The organism is Kitasatospora sp. NPDC056138 (assembly GCF_042264695.1).
In the GTDB taxonomy this organism is placed as follows: Bacteria; Actinomycetota; Actinomycetes; order Streptomycetales; family Streptomycetaceae; genus Kitasatospora.
The window spans coordinates 47,070-68,909 of sequence record NZ_JBHJVK010000009.1 but is presented as its reverse complement, the minus strand read 5'-3'; the positions used below and the strand labels follow the sequence as shown (position 1 = coordinate 68,909).

19 protein-coding genes and 1 tRNA gene are annotated in these 21,840 nt (G+C 71.6%); 11 read left to right on the top strand and 9 right to left on the bottom strand.

All coding sequences use genetic code 11. The features are described 5' to 3' along the window. Positions 1-61: 61 nt before the first annotated feature. Together murJ and ACFC1R_RS09090 are read right to left on the bottom strand one after the other, a co-directional pair. A complete protein-coding gene (murJ, locus tag ACFC1R_RS09095) occupies positions 62-2,041 on the bottom strand; it encodes a murein biosynthesis integral membrane protein MurJ (RefSeq protein ID WP_375935090.1) in 1,980 nt (659 codons plus the stop codon). 387 nt (positions 2,042-2,428) lie between these two features. Beyond that, entirely contained in the window at positions 2,429-3,232 is an 804-nt protein-coding gene (locus ACFC1R_RS09090; protein ID WP_375935087.1) for a phosphatase PAP2 family protein, read from the bottom strand. Positions 3,233-3,581: 349 nt separating this feature from the next. Here ACFC1R_RS09090 and ACFC1R_RS09085 point away from each other — a divergent pair, with 349 nt between their 5' ends. Together ACFC1R_RS09085 and ACFC1R_RS09080 are read left to right on the top strand one after the other, a co-directional pair. Further along, on the top strand, positions 3,582-4,553 hold the full coding sequence (locus ACFC1R_RS09085; RefSeq protein ID WP_375935084.1) for an RNA polymerase sigma factor RpoD/SigA: 972 nt from the start codon (positions 3,582-3,584) through the stop codon (positions 4,551-4,553). Between the two features lie 173 nt (positions 4,554-4,726). Continuing rightward, positions 4,727-4,906, top strand: coding sequence for a hypothetical protein (locus tag ACFC1R_RS09080; RefSeq protein WP_375935081.1), 180 nt, complete (start codon positions 4,727-4,729; stop codon positions 4,904-4,906). A 397-nt stretch (positions 4,907-5,303) separates the two neighbouring features. On the opposite strand, the gene ACFC1R_RS09075 is transcribed toward ACFC1R_RS09080, so the two are convergent. The 4 genes from ACFC1R_RS09075 to ACFC1R_RS09060 form a co-directional block, all read right to left on the bottom strand. Then, positions 5,304-5,633, bottom strand: a complete 330-nt coding sequence (locus ACFC1R_RS09075; protein ID WP_375935079.1) for a hypothetical protein — start codon at positions 5,631-5,633, stop codon at positions 5,304-5,306. A gap of 183 nt (positions 5,634-5,816) precedes the next feature. Next, the gene (locus ACFC1R_RS09070; RefSeq protein ID WP_375935076.1) at positions 5,817-6,119 is read right to left on the bottom strand and encodes an FmdB family zinc ribbon protein; all 303 of its coding nucleotides are present in this window, start codon (positions 6,117-6,119) and stop codon (positions 5,817-5,819) included. A 137-nt stretch (positions 6,120-6,256) separates the two neighbouring features. Continuing rightward, positions 6,257-7,546, bottom strand: coding sequence for an MFS transporter (locus ACFC1R_RS09065; RefSeq protein ID WP_375935073.1), 1,290 nt, complete (start codon positions 7,544-7,546; stop codon positions 6,257-6,259). 298 nt (positions 7,547-7,844) lie between these two features. Continuing rightward, positions 7,845-9,329, bottom strand: coding sequence for a potassium/proton antiporter (locus ACFC1R_RS09060; protein WP_375935070.1), 1,485 nt, complete (start codon positions 9,327-9,329; stop codon positions 7,845-7,847). A gap of 246 nt (positions 9,330-9,575) precedes the next feature. On the opposite strand from ACFC1R_RS09060, the gene ACFC1R_RS09055 reads away from it, so the two are divergent. Further along, positions 9,576-12,293 (top strand): penicillin acylase family protein, encoded by a 2,718-nt coding sequence (locus ACFC1R_RS09055; RefSeq protein WP_375935068.1) that lies wholly within the window; start codon positions 9,576-9,578, stop codon positions 12,291-12,293. 122 nt (positions 12,294-12,415) lie between these two features. On the opposite strand, the gene ACFC1R_RS09050 is transcribed toward ACFC1R_RS09055, so the two are convergent. Continuing rightward, a complete protein-coding gene (locus tag ACFC1R_RS09050) occupies positions 12,416-12,997 on the bottom strand; it encodes a 5-formyltetrahydrofolate cyclo-ligase (RefSeq protein WP_375935065.1) in 582 nt (193 codons plus the stop codon). 88 nt (positions 12,998-13,085) lie between these two features. On the opposite strand from ACFC1R_RS09050, the gene ACFC1R_RS09045 reads away from it, so the two are divergent. From ACFC1R_RS09045 to ACFC1R_RS09010, 8 genes are all read left to right on the top strand, one after another. Further along, entirely contained in the window at positions 13,086-14,231 is a 1,146-nt protein-coding gene (locus tag ACFC1R_RS09045; RefSeq protein ID WP_375935062.1) for a GGDEF domain-containing protein, read from the top strand. A 75-nt stretch (positions 14,232-14,306) separates the two neighbouring features. After that, the gene (gene galU / locus ACFC1R_RS09040) at positions 14,307-15,227 is read left to right on the top strand and encodes a UTP--glucose-1-phosphate uridylyltransferase GalU (protein ID WP_375935059.1); all 921 of its coding nucleotides are present in this window, start codon (positions 14,307-14,309) and stop codon (positions 15,225-15,227) included. 70 nt (positions 15,228-15,297) lie between these two features. After that, the gene (gene glp, locus ACFC1R_RS09035) at positions 15,298-16,620 is read left to right on the top strand and encodes a gephyrin-like molybdotransferase Glp (protein WP_375935056.1); all 1,323 of its coding nucleotides are present in this window, start codon (positions 15,298-15,300) and stop codon (positions 16,618-16,620) included. 146 nt (positions 16,621-16,766) lie between these two features. After that, on the top strand, positions 16,767-17,207 hold the full coding sequence (moaC, locus tag ACFC1R_RS09030) for a cyclic pyranopterin monophosphate synthase MoaC (protein ID WP_375935340.1): 441 nt from the start codon (positions 16,767-16,769) through the stop codon (positions 17,205-17,207). Further along, entirely contained in the window at positions 17,204-17,704 is a 501-nt protein-coding gene (locus ACFC1R_RS09025) for a molybdenum cofactor biosynthesis protein B (protein WP_375935054.1), read from the top strand. Before moaC ends, ACFC1R_RS09025 begins: the two co-directional genes overlap by 4 nt. Beyond that, positions 17,701-18,327 (top strand): GNAT family N-acetyltransferase, encoded by a 627-nt coding sequence (locus ACFC1R_RS09020; RefSeq protein WP_375935337.1) that lies wholly within the window; start codon positions 17,701-17,703, stop codon positions 18,325-18,327. Before ACFC1R_RS09025 ends, ACFC1R_RS09020 begins: the two co-directional genes overlap by 4 nt. A gap of 152 nt (positions 18,328-18,479) precedes the next feature. Next, positions 18,480-19,577: a hypothetical protein gene (locus ACFC1R_RS09015; protein ID WP_375935051.1), complete on the top strand. Its 1,098-nt coding sequence runs from the start codon at positions 18,480-18,482 to the stop codon at positions 19,575-19,577. A 103-nt stretch (positions 19,578-19,680) separates the two neighbouring features. After that, positions 19,681-19,754: transfer RNA gene (locus tag ACFC1R_RS09010), tRNA-Ala, on the top strand. 405 nt (positions 19,755-20,159) lie between these two features. Here ACFC1R_RS09010 and ACFC1R_RS09005 read toward each other — a convergent pair. Further along, the gene (locus ACFC1R_RS09005; RefSeq protein WP_375935049.1) at positions 20,160-21,326 is read right to left on the bottom strand and encodes a serine hydrolase domain-containing protein; all 1,167 of its coding nucleotides are present in this window, start codon (positions 21,324-21,326) and stop codon (positions 20,160-20,162) included. A gap of 107 nt (positions 21,327-21,433) precedes the next feature. After that, entirely contained in the window at positions 21,434-21,721 is a 288-nt protein-coding gene (locus ACFC1R_RS09000; RefSeq protein ID WP_375935334.1) for a DUF4190 domain-containing protein, read from the bottom strand. Positions 21,722-21,840: the final 119 nt, after the last annotated feature.

Here is a 21,840-nt window from a genome sequence, read left to right as displayed (position 1 = left end):
GGGCGGCGTCCGGTACGGCTGCCCCACCCGACGGGCGCGGCAGCCGTACCGGACTCCGGCGCTAGCGCTGGTTCTTGCGCCGCCGCTTGCCGCCGGCGGCCGCCGGGGCAGGGTAGGGGATCCGCAGCTTGCGGGCCAGCGGCGCCACCGCGCCGGCGGCACCGAGCGGCTTGGCCAGCACCAGGACCGAGACCAGGACCGCCAGCGAACCGGCCGCCAGGCCGGCGAAGTTGCCGACGATGCCGCGCCCGAGCGAGCCCGCGCACTGCCCGACGATCCAGTGGGCCGCCAGCGCACCGGGCGCGCAGGCGAGCGCCAGCGCCAGGTGCAGGGTGGTCACCCGGCCGCCGTCCAGGCCGCTGCGGACCCGGCCCCGCCGGCCGCCGCCGATCTCCAGCGTGGCGTCCGCGGGCAGTGCGGCCGCCGCCTCGGTGCGCAGTCGCTTGCCGAGCGCCCGGCCGGTGATGACCACGCCGAACGTGGTGGCCACGGTCTGTGCGACGCCCATCCCGATGATGATCCAGCGCACCGGAAGCGTGTAGTAGGCGACGGCGGAGAAGGCGACGTTGGTGCCCGCGATCGCCGTGGTCAGCCAGAACGGCGTCCGTGCGTCACTCATCGCGTAGAACCCGCGGGCCAGCGCGTACTGGGCGCAGAAGGCCGGCAGACCGATCGCGAACGCGATCAGCATCTCGGCCATGACCTCGACGTCGGCGGGCTTGATCTGGCTGCCGTGGCCGTACGCGAGGCCGATGATCGGGTTGGCCATCGACAGGAAGATCGCCATGGCCGGGATGATCATTCCCGCCGAACTGCGCAGGGTCTGGGCCAGTTCCCGGCCGACGTCCTCGAACCGGGCCGAGCTCACCGCGCGGGACATGGTCGGCAGGATCGCCGTGACCATCGAGACCGTGATGATGCCCTGCGGGACGACGAAGAGCAGGTACGCGTTGTTGTAGGGGGTGTAGCCCAGGCCCTCCTTCAGGCCCAGGTCATGGGCCTGCGAACCGGCACCGGTGGCCATGTTGGTGATGGCGTTGAAGGACAGCTGCGTCACCACGACCAGCATCAGCGCCCACCCGGCCGCCCGCAGCGGCGTGGTGAGTCCGGCGCCCTTCCAGTCGAAGCGCGGCCGGAAGCGGAATCCCGAGGCGCGCAGCGAGGGCAGCAGGGAGAGCGCCTGCAGCAGGATGCCGAGCGCGGTGCCCGCTCCCAGCAGCATGGTGGCGCCGCTGCTCATCTGGTCGGCGGACTCCGCGTGCTTGCAGATCGCGATGTAGAGGCCGAAGACGCCGATCACCACGACGTTGTTCATCACCGGCGCCCACATCATCGCGCCGAAGCGGTCGCGTGCGTTGAGCACCTGGCCGAGCAGGCCGAAGACGCCGTAGAACAGGATGGCCGGCAGGCAGTACCGCGCCAACGCGATGGTCAGCGCCCGCTGGACGTGCTGTTCGGGCGTGTAGTTGGTGTACGAGTCCACGATCGTCGGCGCGAAGAGCCAGGCGCTCACGGTGATGACGACCAGCGCCACACCGCAGGCCGTCAGCAGACGGTTGGTGTAGGCGACACCGCGGTCCTTGTGCGTCTGCGCGGCGCGGACCAGCTCGGGAACGAAGACCGAGTTGAGCACACCGCCGATCAGCATCATGTAGACCGTGGTCGGCAGCAGGGTCGCGACGGCGTAGCCGTCGGCGAGTTGTCCGACGCCCAGTGCGGCGGCGATCACACCGGCCCGGACGAAGCCGAGCGCGCGCGAGGTCAGCGACCCCAGGGCCATGATCAGCCCGTTGCGGGCGGCGGAGGACCCCTTGCCCTCCGGAGCCTCCTCGGCCTCCGCCGGGGGCTGCTCCAACGGCTGGCGCGGGGGCGGCAGCTGGGTGCCGAGGTGCATGGTCGGCTGCGAGCCGTGCTGCGGCGCCTGCTGCTGTGCCTGCTGGGGCACGGGCGGCATGAACTGCTCGTCAGTGATCTGACGCAGCGGCATGGTGGGCGGGTCACCGTACGAGCCGGAGGGCTCGCCCGTCGTGTGCATGGTCATCGGACCCCCGTCACTCGGTGCCTGGGCAGTGCGCGGCTACGGGGCCTCCGCAACCGCTGTCCGGCGGTCCCTCGGTGTACGGAGCCGGTGCTGCCTCGTACGACCGGCCTGGTCCGCGCCGTCGTGCTTGGGTCCCCCGGGTTGGGCGCAGGTGCACCCAGCCGGAGAAGTCTGCCTCAACTCGGCACTCGATGGGGAGCGGTGTGCCGTGTGCCGGAGATCTCCCCGGGGTGCCGACGGGCTCGGATTTCGGTCCAATCGGGCGGAAGCATGCGCCCAATGACCCGATTTGCAGTGATTTACCCGGTGTCTGCGCACGGCGCTTTGGTCGGCGCGGCACTCTACCGATCCCTCCCCCCGGCTCGCCCCGATGAGATGTGACCTTTCTCACTGCCCGTCAGGGGCGGCGGATTCACTCTCCCGACGCGGCCCCATGCTGACTCCCGGGACCAGGACGCGCTGCACCCTCGGCCTGGTCCGCCAGTTGACCCGGCGCACGTCACGGCTCAGTGCGCCGGGCCGCCACAGCTCGACCGCGACCGTCACCCCGCCGACCACCAGGCCGGCCGTCAGCCACCCGGCGAGGACGTCACTGGGCCAGTGCACCCCGAGGGCGATCCTGGTCCAGCCGATGGTCAGGACGGCGAGTGCGGCGGCGGTGCAGGCGGTGGCCCGCCCGGCCCGGTTGGCGCGCGGCCAGACCAGGATCACCAGTGCCGCGCCGGTGATCGCCGAGGACATCGCGTGCCCGGAGGGGAAGGACGCACCCGACGCGTACGAGACCGGGTCGGCGAAGTGCGGCCTGGCCCGGCCGACCAGCGCCTTCCCGCCCCAGTTGGCCAGCCAGCCGAGCAGTACCTGGGCCGCCGCCCAGCCGGCCAGCATCCGGGCGCCGATCGCCCAGAGCCAGACGGCCGTGGCACCCAGGATCGCGCGCGTGGTGACCGTGCCGCCGATGTCGGAGACCATCTGCATGGACGCCGTCCAGGCGGTGTGGCGGCGGGCGTAGTCGTGCAGCGCGTCGACCCAGCCGCGGTCCAGGCGGGCGAGCGGGCCCCAGCCGCTCTGCACCAGGGCCAGCAGTACGCCCAGGAGCGCGGCGCAGCCGAGGGCCAGAGCCGCGGACTCGAGCAGTCGGCCGCGGCGGTGCCGGGCGGAGGCGGCGCTGGCGCCGTTGGCGGGCGGGTGCATGGCTGACACCTTCCCAGGGTCGGCGGGGGAGTCCGCACCGTCCTGATAGCGATTTGGCATCTTTTGTGAGGAGAAGCTGCGGATGTCGGATCTCGTTCGTTGAGTTCGTGGACGGGACGATTTCGACACGGCCTGTCTCCGTTCGATCACACAATGTGCGCGATCATGGGTCAAATTCCGCAGGATACTGCATCCCAGGAGGAATCTGGCCGAGTTGGGAATGTTGTCCGATTTCTGTGCGTTGGATCGTTACGTGTGAGCCTCCATGGGGCCCGCATCTCTTTGTCCTCGGCTCGCCCCGGTGGGGGTGAAGACCAGGGAGACCGGCACCAGCAGCAAGGGAGCAAGCATGGCCACTCGTGCCGTCGTCCGTGGCAGCGCCGACCGGACTCGCTCGGCCCGCCCGAACAACCTTGAGGCCGACCGTGACCTCGTCGGTATGTACCTCGACGAGATCGCCCGGACGCCTCTGCTCGATGCCGCTGAGGAGGTCGAGCTCTCGCTGCGCATCGAGGCGGGTGTCTACGCCCAGCACCTGCTGGACGAGGACATCATTCCCAACGGTGCCCATCGCGAGGAGCTGGAGGCGATAGCCAACGACGCCGAGCGCGCCAAGGACGTCTTCATCCGTTCGAACCTCCGCCTGGTGGTCGCGGTCGCCCGGCGGTACCCGCGCAGCGGCCTCCCCCTGCTCGACCTGATCCAGGAGGGCAACGCCGGCCTGGTTCGAGCGGTCGAGAAGTTCGACTACGCGAAGGGGTTCAAGTTCTCCACCTACGCGACCTGGTGGATCCGCCAGGCGATCACCCGCTCGATCGCCGACCAGTCGCGCACCATCCGGCTGCCCGTCCACCTGGTCGAGGAGCTGGGCCGGATTCGCCGGGTGCAGCGCGAGAAGGCCAAGGAGCTGGGCCGGGAGCCCGAGCCCGCCGAGATCGCCGCCGAACTCGACACCACCGAGGACCGGATCAAGGACGTACTCGACTGGGCCCGTGACCCGGTGAGCCTCAACATGTCCGTGGACGACGAGGGCGAGACCCAGTTCGGTGACCTGGTCGAGGACACCGGGGCGGTCTCTCCGGAGGACGCCGTGATGGTCATGCTCCGCCGGGAGGAGCTGGACGACCTGATCGGCCGGCTCGACGACCGGACGGCCTCCATCATCCGCTCCCGGTACGGAATGGAGGACGGCCGCGAGCGGACGCTGACGGAGGTGGGCAAGCAGCACGGGCTCACCCGCGAGCGGATCCGTCAGATCGAGAAGCACGCACTCGCGGAGCTGAAGAAGATCGCCGACCACGCGGGCTTCGAGGCCGCCTGACAGCCGTGCTCCGGCCGTCCGGAGCTCCGGGGCCCCGGTCCGCTTCGGAACCCCGGTCCGGTCGGCGGCCGTGCCGGGGTCCGGCGCTGTCCGGCGCCCGGCGGGCAGGGGCCTCGTCGCCCCGGGCCGCCTACGCTGGCTGGAGGTTGCAGTTGACAAGGAACGGAGCAGAGATGGCCGAGCAGGACGAGCCGACCCGGCCGAAGGTGAAGCTGGTCTTCGGGGACCCGCTGGACCAGCAGACGGGGGACGACACGGACCGGGGCTGGGGCGAGCGCCCGCAGGCGGGGGAGAGCGGCGGACGCGGTCTGGACTGGTACCTGAGCCAGCGGCCCCCGCACCACGGCGACTAGCCGGGCCCGGGCGGGCTGGGGGCAACGGGCGACAGGGCGGCGGTGGACGGGCCGACCGCTCGGCGGCGCCGACCTCTGCGGCTGATTCGCGCCCGGCCGTGCAGCGCCAGGCACCAGGCCGGACGTCATCCTCCCGGCCTCTCTGATGGCACGGCGACTTGTGATGGCACGGCGACCTTCGACGCGTCGGCCGGCCACGGCGGCGGCAACGAGAACGACGGAATTGCCGCGAAGCAGGAATTCCCCGGCCTTTCGTGTCGTGCGGGGTGTCGGTAGAGCCCTCAGGCTTCGGCCTCGACGAATTCCGGATGCGCGAGGTCAGTGGGCTCCGACGATTTTTGGAGAACTCCGGCGAGTGCCCGTGGCGCCCGGCGAATTCCGATGGATTCCCGCGTGCTCATCCGTTCGGTGGTGCCGTCCCGGTGCAGCGCGGGGTGGCGACCGGCGCGGCCGCTGCCGAGGCGGTCGAGGGGGCGGCCGGTGCAGGGGGGCCGGGGCGGAGCGGCCCGGCCGTGAACGCGGTGGCGGCTGCCAGCAGGCCCGTCACCAGGACTCCGGGCCGGTGCCGGACGGCCTGCTGGAGCCGGTGTCGCCCACCGCCCCCGCGCCGGATCGGCGGGAAGGCGGGGACGGTACGCCGGGGTGGTACGGCCGAGGGGGCGGCCCTGGCGGTGCGGGCGGCGGCGGGGTGCGAGTGCGGCGAGTGCTGTTCCAGGAACGTCGTCATGCGCATCAGGGTGCGCGGCCCTCGTCCGCCGGGGAATCCCCCCGTCAATTCCTGTGGAAAACCCGGCGCTGTGGATAACTCCGTTCACCCACAGGGGTGATGCGGTCATACGAAAGGCCCGGGTTCGTCTCCGAACCCGGGCCTTTCGAGCGGGCCGCAGCGGCGGCCCGGAGTGCGTCCGTGTCAGCTCGCGGTGCTGGTGCTCGCCGCCGGCGCCGAGGCGGCGGCCGGAGCCGGCGCGGTGGACGACGAGGGCGAGGACGCCGAGGTCGAGGACGACGTCGAGGAGCTCACCGAGCTGCTCGACGAGGAGCGGCTGTCGGTGCGGTAGAAGCCCGAGCCCTTGAAGACCACGCCCACGGCCGAGAAGACCTTGCGGAGCTTTCCCTGGCAGTCGGGGCACGTGGTCAGCGCCTCGTCGGTGAACTTCTGCACCGCCTCCAGGCCGTTGCCGCACTCGGTGCACTGGTACTGGTACGTGGGCACTTGTCTTCCTCCTGCACTTCCCCCTGGCACTCGCGCCTGATGAGTGCTAACGACGGTCAATGATGCGGCATTCCGCTGGATCAGTCCAGCGCCGCCGGGTGTGAGATGCCCCGTCCGGCGCGCCGCGCAGACGTGCCTCAGCCCTTGGACGCACCGGCCAGCTGGACCTGGGCCCCGCCGTGCGCCACGGTGCGGCTGGGCGTGCCGGGGGCGTCCAGCAGCCGCCGCAGCGAGGCCAGCGCGAGCAGGCCGAGCCCGGCTCCGAAGACCGGCACCACGAAGCCGGCCCAGGCGCCGTGCTGGTCCACCAGGAGTCCGGCCACGATGGAACCCGCGGCCAGGCCGAGCCCGATGGCCCCGGTCAGCCAGGTGAACGCCTCGGTCTTGGCGCCGTCCGAGACCAGCGTCTCGACCAGCGTGTAGCCGCTGATCAGGGTCGGCGCGATGGCCAGACCGCAGAACAGTCCGGCGATCGCCAGCGTGGTCAGGTTGGGCATCGCCCAGAGCGTCGAGCAGCCCAGCACCAGCAGCGTGTAGCTGCCGAGCATCCGCTGCTTGACCGAACGGCGCCAGGAGATCATGCCGTACAGCACACCGGCCAGCATGCTGCCGCCCGCGAAGATCCCGTACACCACGCCGGTGAGGCCGGACTGGCCCTCGGCGGTGGCGTAGGCGGTCACCGAGACGGTCATCGCACCGAAGACGGAGCCGACGCCCAGGAAGGACCCCGCCAGCAGCCGGACGCCGGGCGAGGAGAGCGCCGAGACCTGCTTGGCGCCGGGCACCCGGGGGTGCAGCGCCGGTGCGGTACCGCGCTGCGCGGCGAAGGCGAGACCGCCGACCACGGTCAGCGCGGCCTCGGTGATCAGGGCGATGGAGGGCGAGGCGAAGGCGGAGATCCCGGAGGCCAGCACCGGGCCGATCGCGAACGTGAACTCGTCGGTCACGGACTCGAAGGCGAACGCGGTGTTCAGCTTCTGCGGCGAGTCGGGGAACTTGGCGACCCAGCGGGCCCGGACCATCGCGCCGATCTGCGGCACGCTGGCACCGGCGGTACCGGCCGCCAGGTAGAGCGTCCAGACCGGCGCGTGGTTCAGCGCCAGCGCGATCAGTGCGGCCACCGCGGCGGCGTGCACCGCGATGGTGGGGACCAGCACGGCGGCCTGGCCGGACCGGTCGGAGAGCCGACCGGTCTGCGGACCGATCAGCGCCTGGGTCGCCGCGGCGAACGCCACCACCAGGCCGGCCGTGCCGTACGAGTGGTACTCGTGCTGGATGAGCAGCACGATGGCCGCGCTGAGCATCGCGTAGGGGAGTCGGGCCGCGAAGGCGGGGACCAGGAAGGTCCAGGCTCCGGGGGTGCGGAGCAGCGTGCCGTAGCCGACGCGGGTAGGAGTGGGCTCTGCGACCGTTCGGCGGGCCGTCACGGTCGGTCCTTCCTGCTGCCTGGTAGCGCGGCCGGGGTATGGGTTTCCCCCGGCAGCGCCGAGAGTCGTCCTCTCGTGCGTTGACCGGGGTTGATACCGGGGTCCAGGGGTGGCCGATGGTGCTGGAAGCGGGCCGACCTGAGATGGGACCACGGCCGCCGAGCGGTCGCGCCAACTCTGCATCAGACAGATGTTGCGGGTTTTCGGTGATGAAAACAGGTATTTCGGTCCATAGTACGCACTGCGGACCCGGTCCGTGCGGGCCACAGAAGGTGAACGGCACGGAAAAGGTGTGAATCTAGCGCCCGTGCAGCCATCCGGCAAGCTTTCCGCCTCGGTCGACCGCCCGCAGCCTGCGCTCCGCAGCCTCGCTGACTTCCTCGGTGGTGACCACGAGCAGTTCGTCGCCGGCCCGCAGTACGGTGGCCTTGTCGGGGACGAAGCTGCTGTCGTCGCGGACCACCAGGGTGACGGCGGCCCCGGCGGGCAGCCGCAGCTCGCCCACCTCGACGCCGGACATCCGGGACGTCCCGGAGAGCGCGACCGACAGCAGGCGGCCGTGCAGGTGTTCCAGCGGCGCGGACTCGATGCCCAGGTCCTGGCCCATCGCGCCCTCGGAGATCCGCAGCTTGCGGGCGACCAGCGGCAGGGTCGGGCCCTGGAGCAGGGTGAAGACGACGACCAGGATGAAGACGATGTTGAAGACCTCCTGCGCCTGCGGCACCTCGGCCACCAGCGGGATGGTCGCCAGCACGATGGGCACCGCTCCGCGCAGCCCGGCCCAGCTCAGCAGGGCCTGCTCGCGCCAGGGCAGCCGGAACGGCGTGAGGGAGGCGAGGACCGAGGCGGGTCTGGCGACGAAGACCAGCACCGCTCCGATCACCAGCGCCGGGATGACCGCCGAGCGCATGGTGTCGGGGTTGCAGAGCAGGCCGAGCACCACGAACATGCCGATCTGCCCGATCCAGGCCAGCCCGTCCGCGAAACCCCGGACGGCGGGGCCGTGCGGGAGCTTGGCGTTCCCGAGGATCACCGAGGCGGTGTAGACCGCCAGGAAGCCGGAGCCGTGCAGCAGCGAGCCGCCCGCGTACGCCAGTACGGCCAGCGACATCACGGCGATCGGGTAGAGGCCGGAGGAGGGCAGCGCGACGTGCTTGATCCCGTACGCGCCGAGCCTGCCTATGGCGAATCCCACAGCGGCGCCGATGGCCAGCTCGGCGAGGATCGTGCCGACCAGGACGTACCAGGGGTCCAGCGGTCCGGTGGTGGCGAAGGCGACCACGAGGATGACCACGGGGGCGTCGTTGAAGCCGGACTCGGCCTCCAGCAGGCCGGTCAGCCGGGTGGGCAGCGGCACCATCCGCAGCACCGAGAAGACCGCTGCGGCGTCGGTGGAGGAGACGATCGCGCCGAGCAGCAGGGAGACCCGCCAGTCGAACCCGGCCAGCCAGTGGGCGCCCGCGGCGGTGACGAAGACGCTGACCGCCACACCCGCGGTGGCCAGCACCGAGGCGGCCGGCATGACCGGCTTTATCGTCTGCCAGCTGGTCTTCAGACCGCCCTCGGCGAGGATCACCACCAGGGCCGCGTAGCCGAGGACCTGGGTGAGCTCGGCATTGTTGAAGGTGACTCCGAGGCCGTTCTGGCCCAGCGCGACGCCGATCCCCAGGTAGATCAGCAGGCTGGGCAGCCCTGATCGGGTCGAGATTCGCACGGCCACCACCGCGAACAGAAGGATCACGGAGAACTCGAGCAGGAGGCGGTTCAGGTGGTCGACAGTCACGCAGTGGCACCTCGGCACGTCGTAGGGGCGGTCGGGGCAGGCGAGTGGTCGGAGCTGATGGCTCGTTCGACGACTTGTTACTCAGTCTAACATTTTACCTGCTCTTTGATCGTCGCTGTCCGTCCGGCGAGACCGGTAAGGTCCACCTCAGCCCACCGTGGACGTCCCCCGTGCATGTCCGCCAGCTGAGTCGCCCTAATGTGGTGACCTGTCACGGCCGTCAACGCAACCCAGCCAAGGACCCAGATGCCCCGCTCGAAGAAGTTCCGGCGCGCCCGTCTGATCGTGCTCGTGCTGGTCGTGCTGCTCGTGGCCGCCGTCGGAGGCGGCGGCTACTGGGCGGTCAGCGCCGTCCGCGCCTCGTTCCCCGACGTGGACGGCAGCGTGACGGTGGCCGGCATGTCCGCGCCCGTGGACGTCAAGCGCGACGCCAACGGCATTCCGCAGCTGTACGCCGACACCCCCGAGGACCTGTTCCGCGCCCAGGGCTACGTGCAGGCCCAGGACCGGTTCTGGGAGATGGACGTCCGACGCCACGTCACCTCGGGCCGGCTCTCCGAGATGTTCGGCTCCAGCCAGGTCGAGACCGACACCTTCCTGCGCACCATGGGCTGGCGCCAGGTCGCGCAGCAGGAGTACGACACCCAGCTGTCCGCCGACACCAAGAAGTACCTGAAGGCCTACTCGGACGGGGTCAACGCCTGGCTCGCCCAGCACCCCGGCGGTCAGAGCGCCTCGCTGGAGTACGCCCTGCTCGGCACGGTGAACAGCGGCTACAAGCCCGAGGCGTGGGACCCGGTCGACTCGGTGGCCTGGCTCAAGGCGATGGCCTGGAACCTCTCCGGCAACATGCAGGAGGAGATCGACCGCTCGCTGCTCTCCCAGGACTTCGCGCCGGAGCAGATCGCCCAGCTCTACCCGGCGTACCCGTACGACCGCAACGGCACCATCGTGAAGACCGGCACGGTCGGCACGGACGGCACCTACAAGCCGGCCGACGGCTCCGCCGCCCCGACGGGTGCCGCCCAGGGCCGGGCCGCCAGCAACGCGCTGTTCACCGACATCTCCGCCAAGATGGCCGCGCTGCCGCAGCTGCTCGGCCCGCAGGGCCAGGGCATCGGCTCCAACTCCTGGGTGGTCAGCGGTGACCACACCACCACCGGCAAGCCGCTGCTGGCCAACGACCCGCACCTCGGCCCCGGCCTGCCCTCGGTCTGGTACCAGATGGGCCTGCACTGCCGGACCGTCAGCGCCGGCTGCGCCTTCGACACCTCGGGCTTCACCTTCGCCGGGATGCCCGGCGTGGTGATCGGCCACAACCAGAAGGTATCCTGGGGCTTCACCAACCTCGGCGCCGACGTCACCGACCTCTACCTGGAGAAGGTCACCGGCCCCGACACCTACCTGGTCGACGGCCAGAACGTGAAGTTCCAGACCCGCAAGGAGACCATCAAGGTCGCCGGCGGCGCCGACCGGACCATCACCGTCCGCAGCACCGACCGCGGCCCGCTGATCTCGGACCAGAGCTCCGAGCAGCAGACCGTCGGCAAGTACGCCCCCGCGGGCAACGCGGCCCCCGACCGCGCCCAGGGCTACGGCGTGGCACTCCAGTGGACCGCCCTCACCCCGGGCAAGACCATGGACGCCGTCTTCAAGCTCGACCGCGCGGCCAACTGGACCGACTTCCGGTCCGCCGCCGCCGACTTCGCGGTCCCCGCCCAGAACCTGATCTACGCCGACACCAGCAACAACATCGGCTACCAGGCGCCGGGCATGATCCCGCAGCGCACCAAGGGCGACGGCAGCTACCCGGCCCCCGGCTGGGACTCCAGCTACGGCTGGAAGAAGGACTTCGTGCCCTTCAACTCGCTGCCGTACAGCTTCAACCCCAAGAACGGCTACATCGTCACCGCCAACCAGGCCGTGGTGGACCCCACGTACCCGTACCTGCTCACCAAGGACTGGGAGTACGGCACCCGGGCCAAGGAGATCACCGACCTGATCGACGGCAAGCTGAAGAACGGCGGCAAGATCTCGCCGGACGACATGCAGTCGATGCAGCTGGACAACACCAACGTGATGGCCCAGACGCTGGTCCCGCTGCTGCTCAAGGTCCAGATCAACGACCCGTACGTCCGCGAGGCGCAGGACCTGCTGAAGGACTGGAACTACCACCAGGACGCCTACTCCGCCGCCGCCGCGTACTACAACGGCGTCTGGCGCCAGCTGCTCACCCTCGCCTTCGGCCAGAAGTTCCCGGCCGACCTCCGCGCCAAGGGCGACTGCCTGCTGGTCCGCCAGAAGAGCAACAACACGCTGCCCGACGACGCGATCGGCGGCGCCGCGCACCCGGTCACCGAGTGCGGCACCCGCGACGCGCACTTCGCCCAGCCCGACGGCGGCGACCGGTGGACCGAGGTGGTCCGGCAGCTGCTCGGCAACCCGAAGAGCACCTGGTGGGACTACATCGACTCCAACCACGTGCAGCAGCACGGCCTGAACAACCTGCTCGCCGAGGCCATGAAGGACGCCCGCCAGGACCTCACGGCGCAGATGGGCAAGGACATCTCCACCTGGAACTGGGGCCGGCTGCACTCCCTGACCCTCAAGGAGCAGACGCTCGGCACCGACGACTCCTCGATCGCCTCCGGGCTGGTCCACAAGCTGCTCAACCGCGGCCCGTACCAGCTCTCCGGCGGCAGCGCGGCGGTCAACGCCTCCGGGTGGAACGCGGCGGCGGGGTACCAGGTGGACTGGATCCCCTCGATGCGGATGGTCGTCGACCTGAGCGACTTCAACGCCTCCCGCTGGATCAACGTCGGCGGTGCCTCGGGCCACGCCTTCCACGCCAACTACAACGACCAGACCGCCCTGTGGGCCAAGGGCGAACTCCTCCCCTGGGCCTGGTCGGCGGACGCGGTGGAGAAGGCGACCAAGCACAAGCTGGTCCTCAGCGCCCAGTAGGGCGCCGGAGCGAGCGGACGATCGTCCAGGGGCGCGGGGAACTGCGCGACCGGTCCTCGGTGGAGGGCACGGCCGCCCGCAGGGTTCCCCGCGCCCCTGCGTGCGTCCGCACCCCGGGCGGGTCAGCGGGGGGCGAGGCGGTGGACGGCGGCCGGGGTGACCGCCACCTGCACCGGCAGGTCGTGCGGCTCGGCGGGGACGGCGTCGAGCAGCTCGGTGTCGTACAGCAGGGTGGCCAGCACCGGGCGGACCCTGGCCCGGGCCAGCCGGGCCAGGACGCGGTCGTAGGAGCCGCCGCCGCGGCCGAGGCGCAGGCCCCGCCGGTCCACCGCGAGCCCCGGCAGCAGCACCAGCGCGGCGGCGCAGACCGCTTCGGGGCCGAGCCGCGGTCCGGTCGGCTCCAGCAGTCCGCGCCCGGCGGGGGCGAGCTGCTCGGGGCCCCAGTACTCCGCCCAGTCCAGGTCGTTGTCGGGGAGCAGCACCGGCAGCAGCACCCGAACCCCCCGCTCCCGCAGGGCTTCCAGCAGCGGCCGGGTCCCGGGCTCCGCCCCGACCGAGACGTACGCGGCGACGGTCTGCCCCGCTCCGGCCAGCTCCACGGCGCGTCCGGACAGTGCGGCGGCGGCGGTTTCGCGCCATTCGGGCGACAGCGCACGCCGGTCCGCGAGCAACCGTGACCTCAGCTCGGCCTTCTCGTTGTGCAATGGATCCTCCTGGGTTCCGCTCCCGCCGACGCCACGGGTCTGTCCCGTGCCGCCCGGCGTTCAGAGCCTGACATGCGGAAGGCGATGGATGTCCACCCAGCTGCTGGCCGCCGCCCTGGCCGGGCTGAGCGCCACCGGGCTGGCCACGGCCGTGCTGTCCGGTCTGCGGCTGCGCCGGTCCACGGCACACGCCGCCGAGCGGGAGTCGGCTCTCGGGCGGCGGATCGCCGAGCTGGAGGCCGAGTGCGACGTGCTCCGGCGGACCGCCTCCTGCGACCCGCAGACCGGTGTCTGGAACTACCGCCACCTCCAACTCACCCTGGACCGGGAGGTGGAGCGCTCCCGCCGGGCCGAGCCGGGCGAGCGCCCGCGCCGGCTGGCGCTGCTGATGATGGAGATCACGGGTTTCGAGGCGGTGGTGGCCGAGCACGGCCGGCGCCGGGCCAACGCCGTGCTGCGGGACCTGGCCCAGCGGCTGAGCGTGGAGATCCGCCGTTCGGACACCCTCGGCCGGTACGGCGGTGAGGAGTTCCTGATCGTCCTGCCGGACACCGGGGCGGACGGCGCGGCGCACGTCGCCGAGCGGCTCTGCTGGTCGGTGCGCAGGCACCGGCTGCTGGACTGGTCGCCCGCAGGCCCGGAGCCGCGCCGGCACGTCGGCGGCAACGGTCTGACCGCCGCGATCGGTGTCGCGGTGCTGCCAGCCGACGGGGCGCACGCCGCCGTGCTGCTGCGCGCCGCGGACCGGGCGCTGGCCCGTGCCCGCGCCGACGGCGGCGACTGCTGGCGTACGGCCGACCCCACCGATCACGGGGGCCCCACCGATCACGGCGACCGCACCGACCCCACCGATCACGGCGACCGCACCGACCCCACCGATCACGGTGACCAGACCAACCGCACCGACCGCACAGGCCATGGCGACCGCATGGGCCGCACCAATCACACAGGTCACGAGAGCCGCATCAGTCACACAAGGCCCGTGGAGCCCACGCATCCGAAGAGCCGCGTACGTCACTCGCACCCAACTGCCCTCATCGGCACCAGCGATGGCAGCGAACCGACTCCCATAACCGCCGTATCCCAGGATGGAGCGGAAGTTCGGGACACTCAGCCCAAAAGCGTGGAAAACACCGGTAATCTGGCGCCCTGCACCGGGGAGGCGACTCCTCTCACCTCCGTCGGTGCTGCCCACACCACTGCCGCTGTGGCCGCCGCTCACGATGGGATCTGAAGGCGATCCTGGGTTTCACGGTCGATTAACCCAGATCTCAGCTCAGCGGAACCATGCCTTAGTAAGGTCAACGCCATGACGAAGACGCACCCCCGAATGCCCGTCACCAAGGCAGTTGTTCCTGCCGCCGGGTTGGGGACCCGCTTCCTGCCGGCCACCAAGGCGACGCCGAAGGAGATGCTGCCGGTCGTCGACAAGCCGGCCATCCAGTACGTCGTCGAAGAGGCCGCCGCCGCGGGGCTCTCCGACATACTGATGGTCACCGGGCGCAACAAGCGGGCCCTGGAGGACCACTTCGACCGGGCGTACGAGCTGGAGGAGCTGCTCGCACGCAAGGGTGACCGGGACAAGCTCAAGCGCGTCCAGGAGTCCGCCCGGCTCGCCAACATGCACTACGTCCGGCAGGGCGACCCCAAGGGCCTCGGGCACGCCGTCTCGGTCGCCGAACAGCACGTCGCGGGCCAGCCGTTCGCCGTCCTGCTCGGTGACGACCTGATCGATCCGCGCGACCCGCTGCTCTCCCGGATGATCCAGGTGCAGCAGGAGCTCGGCGGTTCGGTGGTCGCGCTGATGGAGGTCGACCCCTCGCAGATCCACCTCTACGGCTGCGCCGCCGTGAAGCCCAACGGCTTCGGCGACGACGTCTTCCGGGTCACCGACCTGGTGGAGAAGCCGGAGACCGCTGACGCGCCGTCGAACTACGCGGTGATCGGCCGCTACATCCTCGACCCGGCGATCTTCGACGTGCTGCGCGAGACCAGGCCCGGCCGGGGCGGCGAGATCCAGCTGACCGACGCGCTGCGCGAGCTCGCCCAGCGGGACGAGTCCACCGGCGGCCCGGTCCACGGTGTGATCTTCAAGGGCCGCCGTTATGACACGGGCGACCGCGCGGACTACCTTCGCGCTATCGTCCGGCTTGCGTGTGAGCGCGAGGACCTGGGGTCGGAGTTCCGTTCCTGGCTCAGGGAGTTCGTGGCCACCGAGATGCAGGACTGAGCTGCGGGCGATCGGCGGACGATCGGCCGCTGGGCTGCGACCGAGCTGCGAAGAAGGCGAGCGTGAGGCGATGACCGGGACGAACGACCCCTGCTGCGAAGGGACTCCGGTCCCGGCCGCGCCGCGGATGTGGACGGTCGACGAGCACCTCGCCGACGTCCTCGGGGGGATCGCCCCGCTCCCGGCGATCGAACTCCGACTGCTGGACGCCCAGGGCTGCACCCTCACCGAGGACGTCGTCGCCGCCACCGACCTGCCGCCCTTCGACAACAGCTCGATGGACGGCTACGCGCTGCGCACCGCCGACACCGCCGGCGCCACCGGGCAGTACCCCTCGGTGCTCACCGTGGTCGGCGACATCGCGGCGGGCGCGGGCGAACTGCCCAAGGTCGGCCCCGGGCAGGCCGCCCGGATCATGACCGGTGCCCCGATGCCGCCCGGCGCCGAAGCCGTCGCCCCGGTCGAGTGGACCGACGGCGGCACCGGCACCGGACAGGCTGCCGACAGCATGGGAGCTGCGGTCGAGAACGAGGAGGTACGCGTCCTGCGCCCGGTCGGCGAGGGCGCGCACATCCGCCGCCGCGGCAGCGACATCGCCGCGGGCGACCACGTGCTCCCGTCCGGGACGGTGCTCGGCCCGACCCAGCTCGGCCTGCTGGCCGCCATCGGCCGGGGCACGGTCCGGGTCCGGCCCCGGCCGCGTGTGGTGGTGCTCTCCACCGGCAGTGAACTGGTCCAGCCCGGCGAGCCCGTGGGCCCGGGGCAGATCTCCGACTCCAACAGCTACACCCTCACCGCGGCCGCCCGGGACGCGGGCGCCATCGCCTACCGGGTCGGCGGCGTCCCGGACGACGCCGCGACCCTGCGGGCCGTCCTGGAGGACCAGTTGGGCCGGGCCGATCTGATCATCACCAGCGGTGGTGTCAGCGTCGGCGCGTACGACGTGGTCAAGGAGGCCCTCCGGACGGTCGAGGGCGGTGCGGCCGCCGGTGTCGACTTCCGCCGGCTGCGGATGCAGCCCGGCAAGCCGCAGGGCTTCGGCCGGATCGGCGCGGGGGCCGGCGTGCCGCTGCTGGCACTGCCCGGCAACCCGGTCAGCTCGTACATCTCCTTCGAGCTCTTCGTCCGCCCGGTCATCCGCACCATGCTCGGTGCCACCGACATCCACCGCCCGGTCGTCCGGGCCGTCTGCCCGGCCGAACTGCGCTCCCCGGCGGGGCGGCGGCAGTTCCTGCGCGGCTGGTACGCGGACGGCGAGGTGCGCCCGGTCGGCGGCGAGGGCTCACACCTGGTCGGCGCGCTCGCCAGGGCCAACTGCCTGATCACCGTTCCGGAGGAGACCACCTCGCTGGCCCCCGGCAGCACCGTGGATGTGGTCCTTCTCACGGACTGAGCAGGGCGGGGAGGTACCGTAGCGCGGTATTCGTACCCGCAGCGCGGTGTTCGCGCCGCGCACCCTGGCCGTACCCATGGAGTTTCCCCGTGACCGCACCCTCCGGCGACCGTCTGACGCACGTCGATGACACCGGCGCCGCCCGCATGGTCGACGTCTCCGAGAAGGCGACCACCGTACGGACGGCCGTGGCCGCCGGACGGGTGCGGGTGGCACCGCGCGTGATCGAACTGCTGCGCGGCGAGGGCGTCCCCAAGGGCGACGCCCTCGCCGTCGCGCGGATCGCCGGGATCATGGGGGCCAAGCGGACCCCCGACCTCGTCCCGCTCTGCCACCCGATCGCCATCTCCGGCGTCAAGGTCGACCTGACCGTCACCGACGAGGCCGTCGAGATCACCGCCACGGTGAGGACCGCCGACCGCACCGGCGTCGAGATGGAGGCCCTCACCGCGGTCGCCGTCGCCGGCCTCACCGTGATCGACATGGTCAAGGCGGTCGACAAGGGCGCTTCGATCGAGGACGTCCGGGTGGTCAGCAAGACCGGCGGCAAGAGCGGCGACTGGCACGCGCCGGAGGCCTCGCGATGAGGGCACTGGCCGTCACCGTCTCCAACCGCGCCTCGGCCGGGGTCTACCAGGACAAGGGCGGCCCGCTGCTGGTCGCCGGTCTGCGACGGATGGGCTTCGAGGCGGACGGGCCGCGCGTGGTCCCGGACGGCGAACCGGTCGAGGAGGCCCTGCGCGAGGCCGTCGCGGCCGGGTACGACGTCGTGCTCACCACCGGCGGCACCGGGATCTCGCCGATGGACCTCACCCCCGAGATGACCGCACGGGTGATCGACCGCCAGATCCCCGGCATCGCCGAGTCGATCCGGGCGTACGGGCGCGAGAAGGTGCCCACCTCGGCGCTCTCCCGGGGCCTGGCCGGCCTGGCCGGACGCACCCTGATCGTCAACCTGCCCGGCTCCACCGGCGGCGTCAAGGACGGACTGGCCGTCCTGGAGCCGTTGCTCGCCCACGCGGTGGACCAGCTCGGCGGGGGCGACCATCCCTGGCCCGCCGCAGGCGAGGGAGACGGGAACTGAACGGCGGCTGGCAGGTCGAGCTCCACGAGGGGGACGTCACGCTGCGCCCGATCAGGGCCCGCGACCAACGGGCCTGGCAGGAGGTCAGCCGGCGGAACCGGGACTGGCTGCGGCGCTGGGAGGCCACCGTGCCGCCCGCGCAGCCCGGCCGGGTCTCCGGACCGCGTCCGACGTACCGGCAGATGGTCCGCTACCTGCGCGGCGAGGCGGCGGCCGGCCGGATCCTGCCCTTCGTGGTGCTGTACCGCGGCGAGCTGGTCGGCCAGCTCACGGTCGGCCAGATCACCTGGGGATCGATGTGCTCGGCCAATGTCGGCTACTGGATCGACGAGGCGGTGGCCGGCCGGGGGATCATGCCCACCTCTGTCGCGCTTTCCGTGGACTATTGCTTCGCGGTTCTCGGCCTGCACCGGATCGAGGTCTGCATCCGGCCGGAGAACGGGCCGAGTCGCCGGGTGGTGGAAAAGCTCGGCTTCCGCTCGGAGGGAATGCGTCCACGATATCTCCACATCGACGGGGACTGGCGGGATCACCTGGTCTACGCGCTGACCGCCGAGGAGGTCCCGGAGGGCATGCTGGCCCGCTGGCGTGCAGTCAGCGTACGAGGTCAGTACGGTAATTGAATATATGTTCGATAACATGATATCGATATGGCATCGCCACCCCCGCGAGTGGTCACAAATACCGGCAAAATAGTCGGAGAATCAGCTTGATCACACGACACGCCGTGCCAAATTGCTGCCGGGCCTTCCCTGACCCCCGTACCGTGTGAAAGGTGAGCAGTAGCGGCCTTATCTACGCGGTCATCGTAGGGGCCTGGGCTGCCTATCTGGTGCCGATGTGGCTCCGCAGGCAGGACGAGCTCAACGAGGCTCGTCCGACGGAACGCTTCAGTACCGCGATCCGCCTGCTGGCTGGCCGTTCGGCCCTGGAGCGGCGGGTGGCCCGGTCCCTCGGTGACGATGACGACAGTCCGGCTTCGGAGCCGGGTACCGACTCGGGCGCGGCCCCCTCGGGCCCGGCTCCGGCGTCCGACGGAGCCGGGGAGCGGGCCGAGTCCGCCGACCGCGGCGACGCGGACGCGGATCCCCAGGGTCCACCGCACCGGGGGGCGCAGGGGCGCCCCGCCGAGCGGCGGGCCCGGCTGCTGGCGCGGCGCCGGCGGATGGTCACCACGCTCTTCCTCGCCTTCGCGGCGGGCGCGGTGATCGCCGCGGTGGCGGGCGTGGCCTTCCTCTGGGTTCCGGGCGTCCCGGCGGTCCTCCTCACCCTCTACATCGGCCACCTCAGGCGGCTGGAGCGCCAGCGGTACGAGGTCAAGCTGGACCGCGCCCGTGCCGCCCAGGCCGCCGAGCGTCTCCGCGAGCGGGAGCGGGCCCGTACGGCCGACCCCGAGGCCGTCCTGGCCGACGCCGTGCGGCCGGGCGAGCGGGCGGCCGAGCTGTCCGAGGAGCGTGCGGCGGAGCGGGCGGACGACCGGCCGGCCGAGCGCGCGGCGGAGCACTCCGCCGACCCCGAGCGTCCGTACCTGCGCCTGGCCGCCGACCCGGTCGGCCACCGCGAACCGGCGGAGAACTCGGCCGCGGCCGTGGCGGAGGCGACCGACCACGAGGAGTGGGTGGACGGCATGCGGGAGAACGGTGCCGCCGGCCCCGAGTCCTGGGAGCCGGTCCCGGTCCCGCTGCCGACCTACGTCACCGCCCCGGTCGCCCCCAGGGTCACCCGCGGGCTCGACCTCAACGCCCGCGACGCCTGGGACTCCGGCCGTGCCGCCGAATCCCGCAGGACGCCCCTCTTCGACCAGTACGCGGAGGCCGCCCCGCCCCCGCCCGGCGAGGACTACCTGTCCCGCCCCCGGGCCGCCAACGAATGAGCCGCCCCGCCCCGCCGCCGGTCAGCGCCCTGCGGCGGGGCGCTCGGCTGTCAGGGGGGTGGTCACGAGCCCCCTCCAAAAGGTGCTAGAGTTCTTTCTCGTTGGGGCTGTGGCGCAGTCCGGTAGCGCACCTCGTTCGCATCGAGGGGGTCAGGGGTTCGAATCCCCTCAGCTCCACCCAACGTCAGAGGCCCTCCCGGGATCAACCGGGAGGGCCTCTGATCGTATGTGCGGCAGTGAAGTGCGGCAGTCACTCCGGAGCTTGCCCCGAGTGATCCACATCACCCGGGACGTGCCTCCGGATTTCTCCAGTGCGCGACGGGCCGCCTCCGAGGGCACGTGCGGGTGGAACTCCACCGTGACGGCGAGCCTGCTCTGCCGGAGGGTCGACATCGCGATCCGAGGGGTGCACGTCCAGGGCGGCGAGCGGCGGGCCGCAGGTGTGCCGGGCTCCGGTGAGCGGGACGCGGTCGGCGCTGCCCGGCTCGGCTTGTCGGGAAGCGGTAACTCGCTGCCCGGGGAACGGTCTTCGAGCGGTGTTCCCGGTGCCGTTCGTCCAGGGGCCCTCGTGGGAGGCGTGGTTCAGTGGCACAGGGCCGTGTCCACGGCGCTCTCGACGTGCTCCGTGGCCGCTTCGGACGGGATGCTGGTCACCGCGACGCTGGCGGCGCGGCCGTCGTCGGTGACTCCGCCCCGGGTCTCGTATCCCGGGATGTCACCGCCGTGGCCCCAGTAGACACCGCCGCACGACAGCGGCCTGCTCACGATCCCCAGTCCGTAGCGGACGCCGGAGCCCCCGACGGGGACGGTGGTGCGCATCTGGGCGAGCTGGGCCGCCGGCAGGAGGTGGCCGGTCAGGAGCGCGGTGAAGAACCGGTTGAGGTCGGAGTTGGTGGAGATCAGCTGGCCTGCCGCCCAGCCCGGAGAAGGGTCCATCTCCGTGAAGTCGTGCAGGGGTCCGCCTGCCGAATCCCGGTGGTAGCCCTCGGGGTGGGGCTCCCGGATGGTCATGTCACCGGGGGTGGGGAAGTAGGTGTGGCGCAGCCCGACGGGTTGGATGATGCGGCGGTCCATCTCCTCGGCGAGCGGCCGGCCGGTGACCTGCTGGACGATCAGGCCGGCCAGCACGTAGTTGGTGTTGCTGTACTCCCACTTCGTGCCGGGGGCGAAGTCGGCCTTGTGCCGGAGGGCGATGTCGAGCAGCTCGCGGGGTTCGAAGTACCGGTGTCGAACGGCATCGTCGTCGAGCTGGTCGCCGTAGTCGGGAAGCCCGCTGGTGTGCTGCAGGAGCTGACGGACGGTGATGCGGCGTCCGTCGATCCCGTCCCCGCGCACCAGGCCCGGCAGATAGGTGTCGACCGTGGCGTCGAGGCCGATCCTCCCTTCACCGACCAGTTGCAGCACGACCACCGCGGTGAACGTCTTGGTGTTGCTGCCGATCCGCACCTGACCGTCCTTGGGCACCTTCGAACCGGTGGCCAGGTCACCGACCCCTGCGGTGTAGGTCCGGGTGCGGCCTGCCCGGTCCCTGACGCTCGCCAGCGCGGCGGGCACGCCGTCGTCACGCACCAACGCGTCCAGGCGCCGCTGGACGCCGTCCGGTTCGGCGGCGGCCGCAGCCGCGGGCGGTGCCAGGGCGCCCATCGCCATGACGCCGACGACCACCGCGGCCGCGGCCGGCACGGCTCGTCGCCGGCCGCTCTGCTGTCGACTGGAGGATCGAAGCCTCCGCCGTGTCTGCTCGCGCATGAGTCAACTCCTGTGGAATCGTTGGGAAATCGGCGGTACGGGCGGAGTGGCCGCTCGGGTGGTGCGCCGGGGCCGTGGGCATGGCCGACTGCGCCCCCGGCCACCGGTCAGTCTTTGCCGAGCTGTTGGTGGACGCACTGCCTGTACTGCTGGAAGCTGTCGGGCTGGTAGCACTGCTGCGTCTTGTCGGCGTACCAGACCATGAGGACGGCGACCAGGACGGACACCAGGATCGCGATGGACGACGTCACCACGGCGGTGACGGACTCGCCCCGGCCGACGCCGGTCCGCCTGGCCGTCCTCAGGGCGACGATGCCCAGGACCAGGCCGATGCCGCCGAGCAGGCCACCGACGAAGACGATCGAGGTGGCCAGGCCGATGATGCCCAGCACCATGGCGGTCACGGCCAGTCCGTTCTTGCCGGCCGGAGGCCGCAGGCCGTAGCCGGGGCCCCGGGGGCGGGAGCACGGCTCCGCCCCGGCGGCCCAATCCGATGCCGTTGGACTCGGCGCTG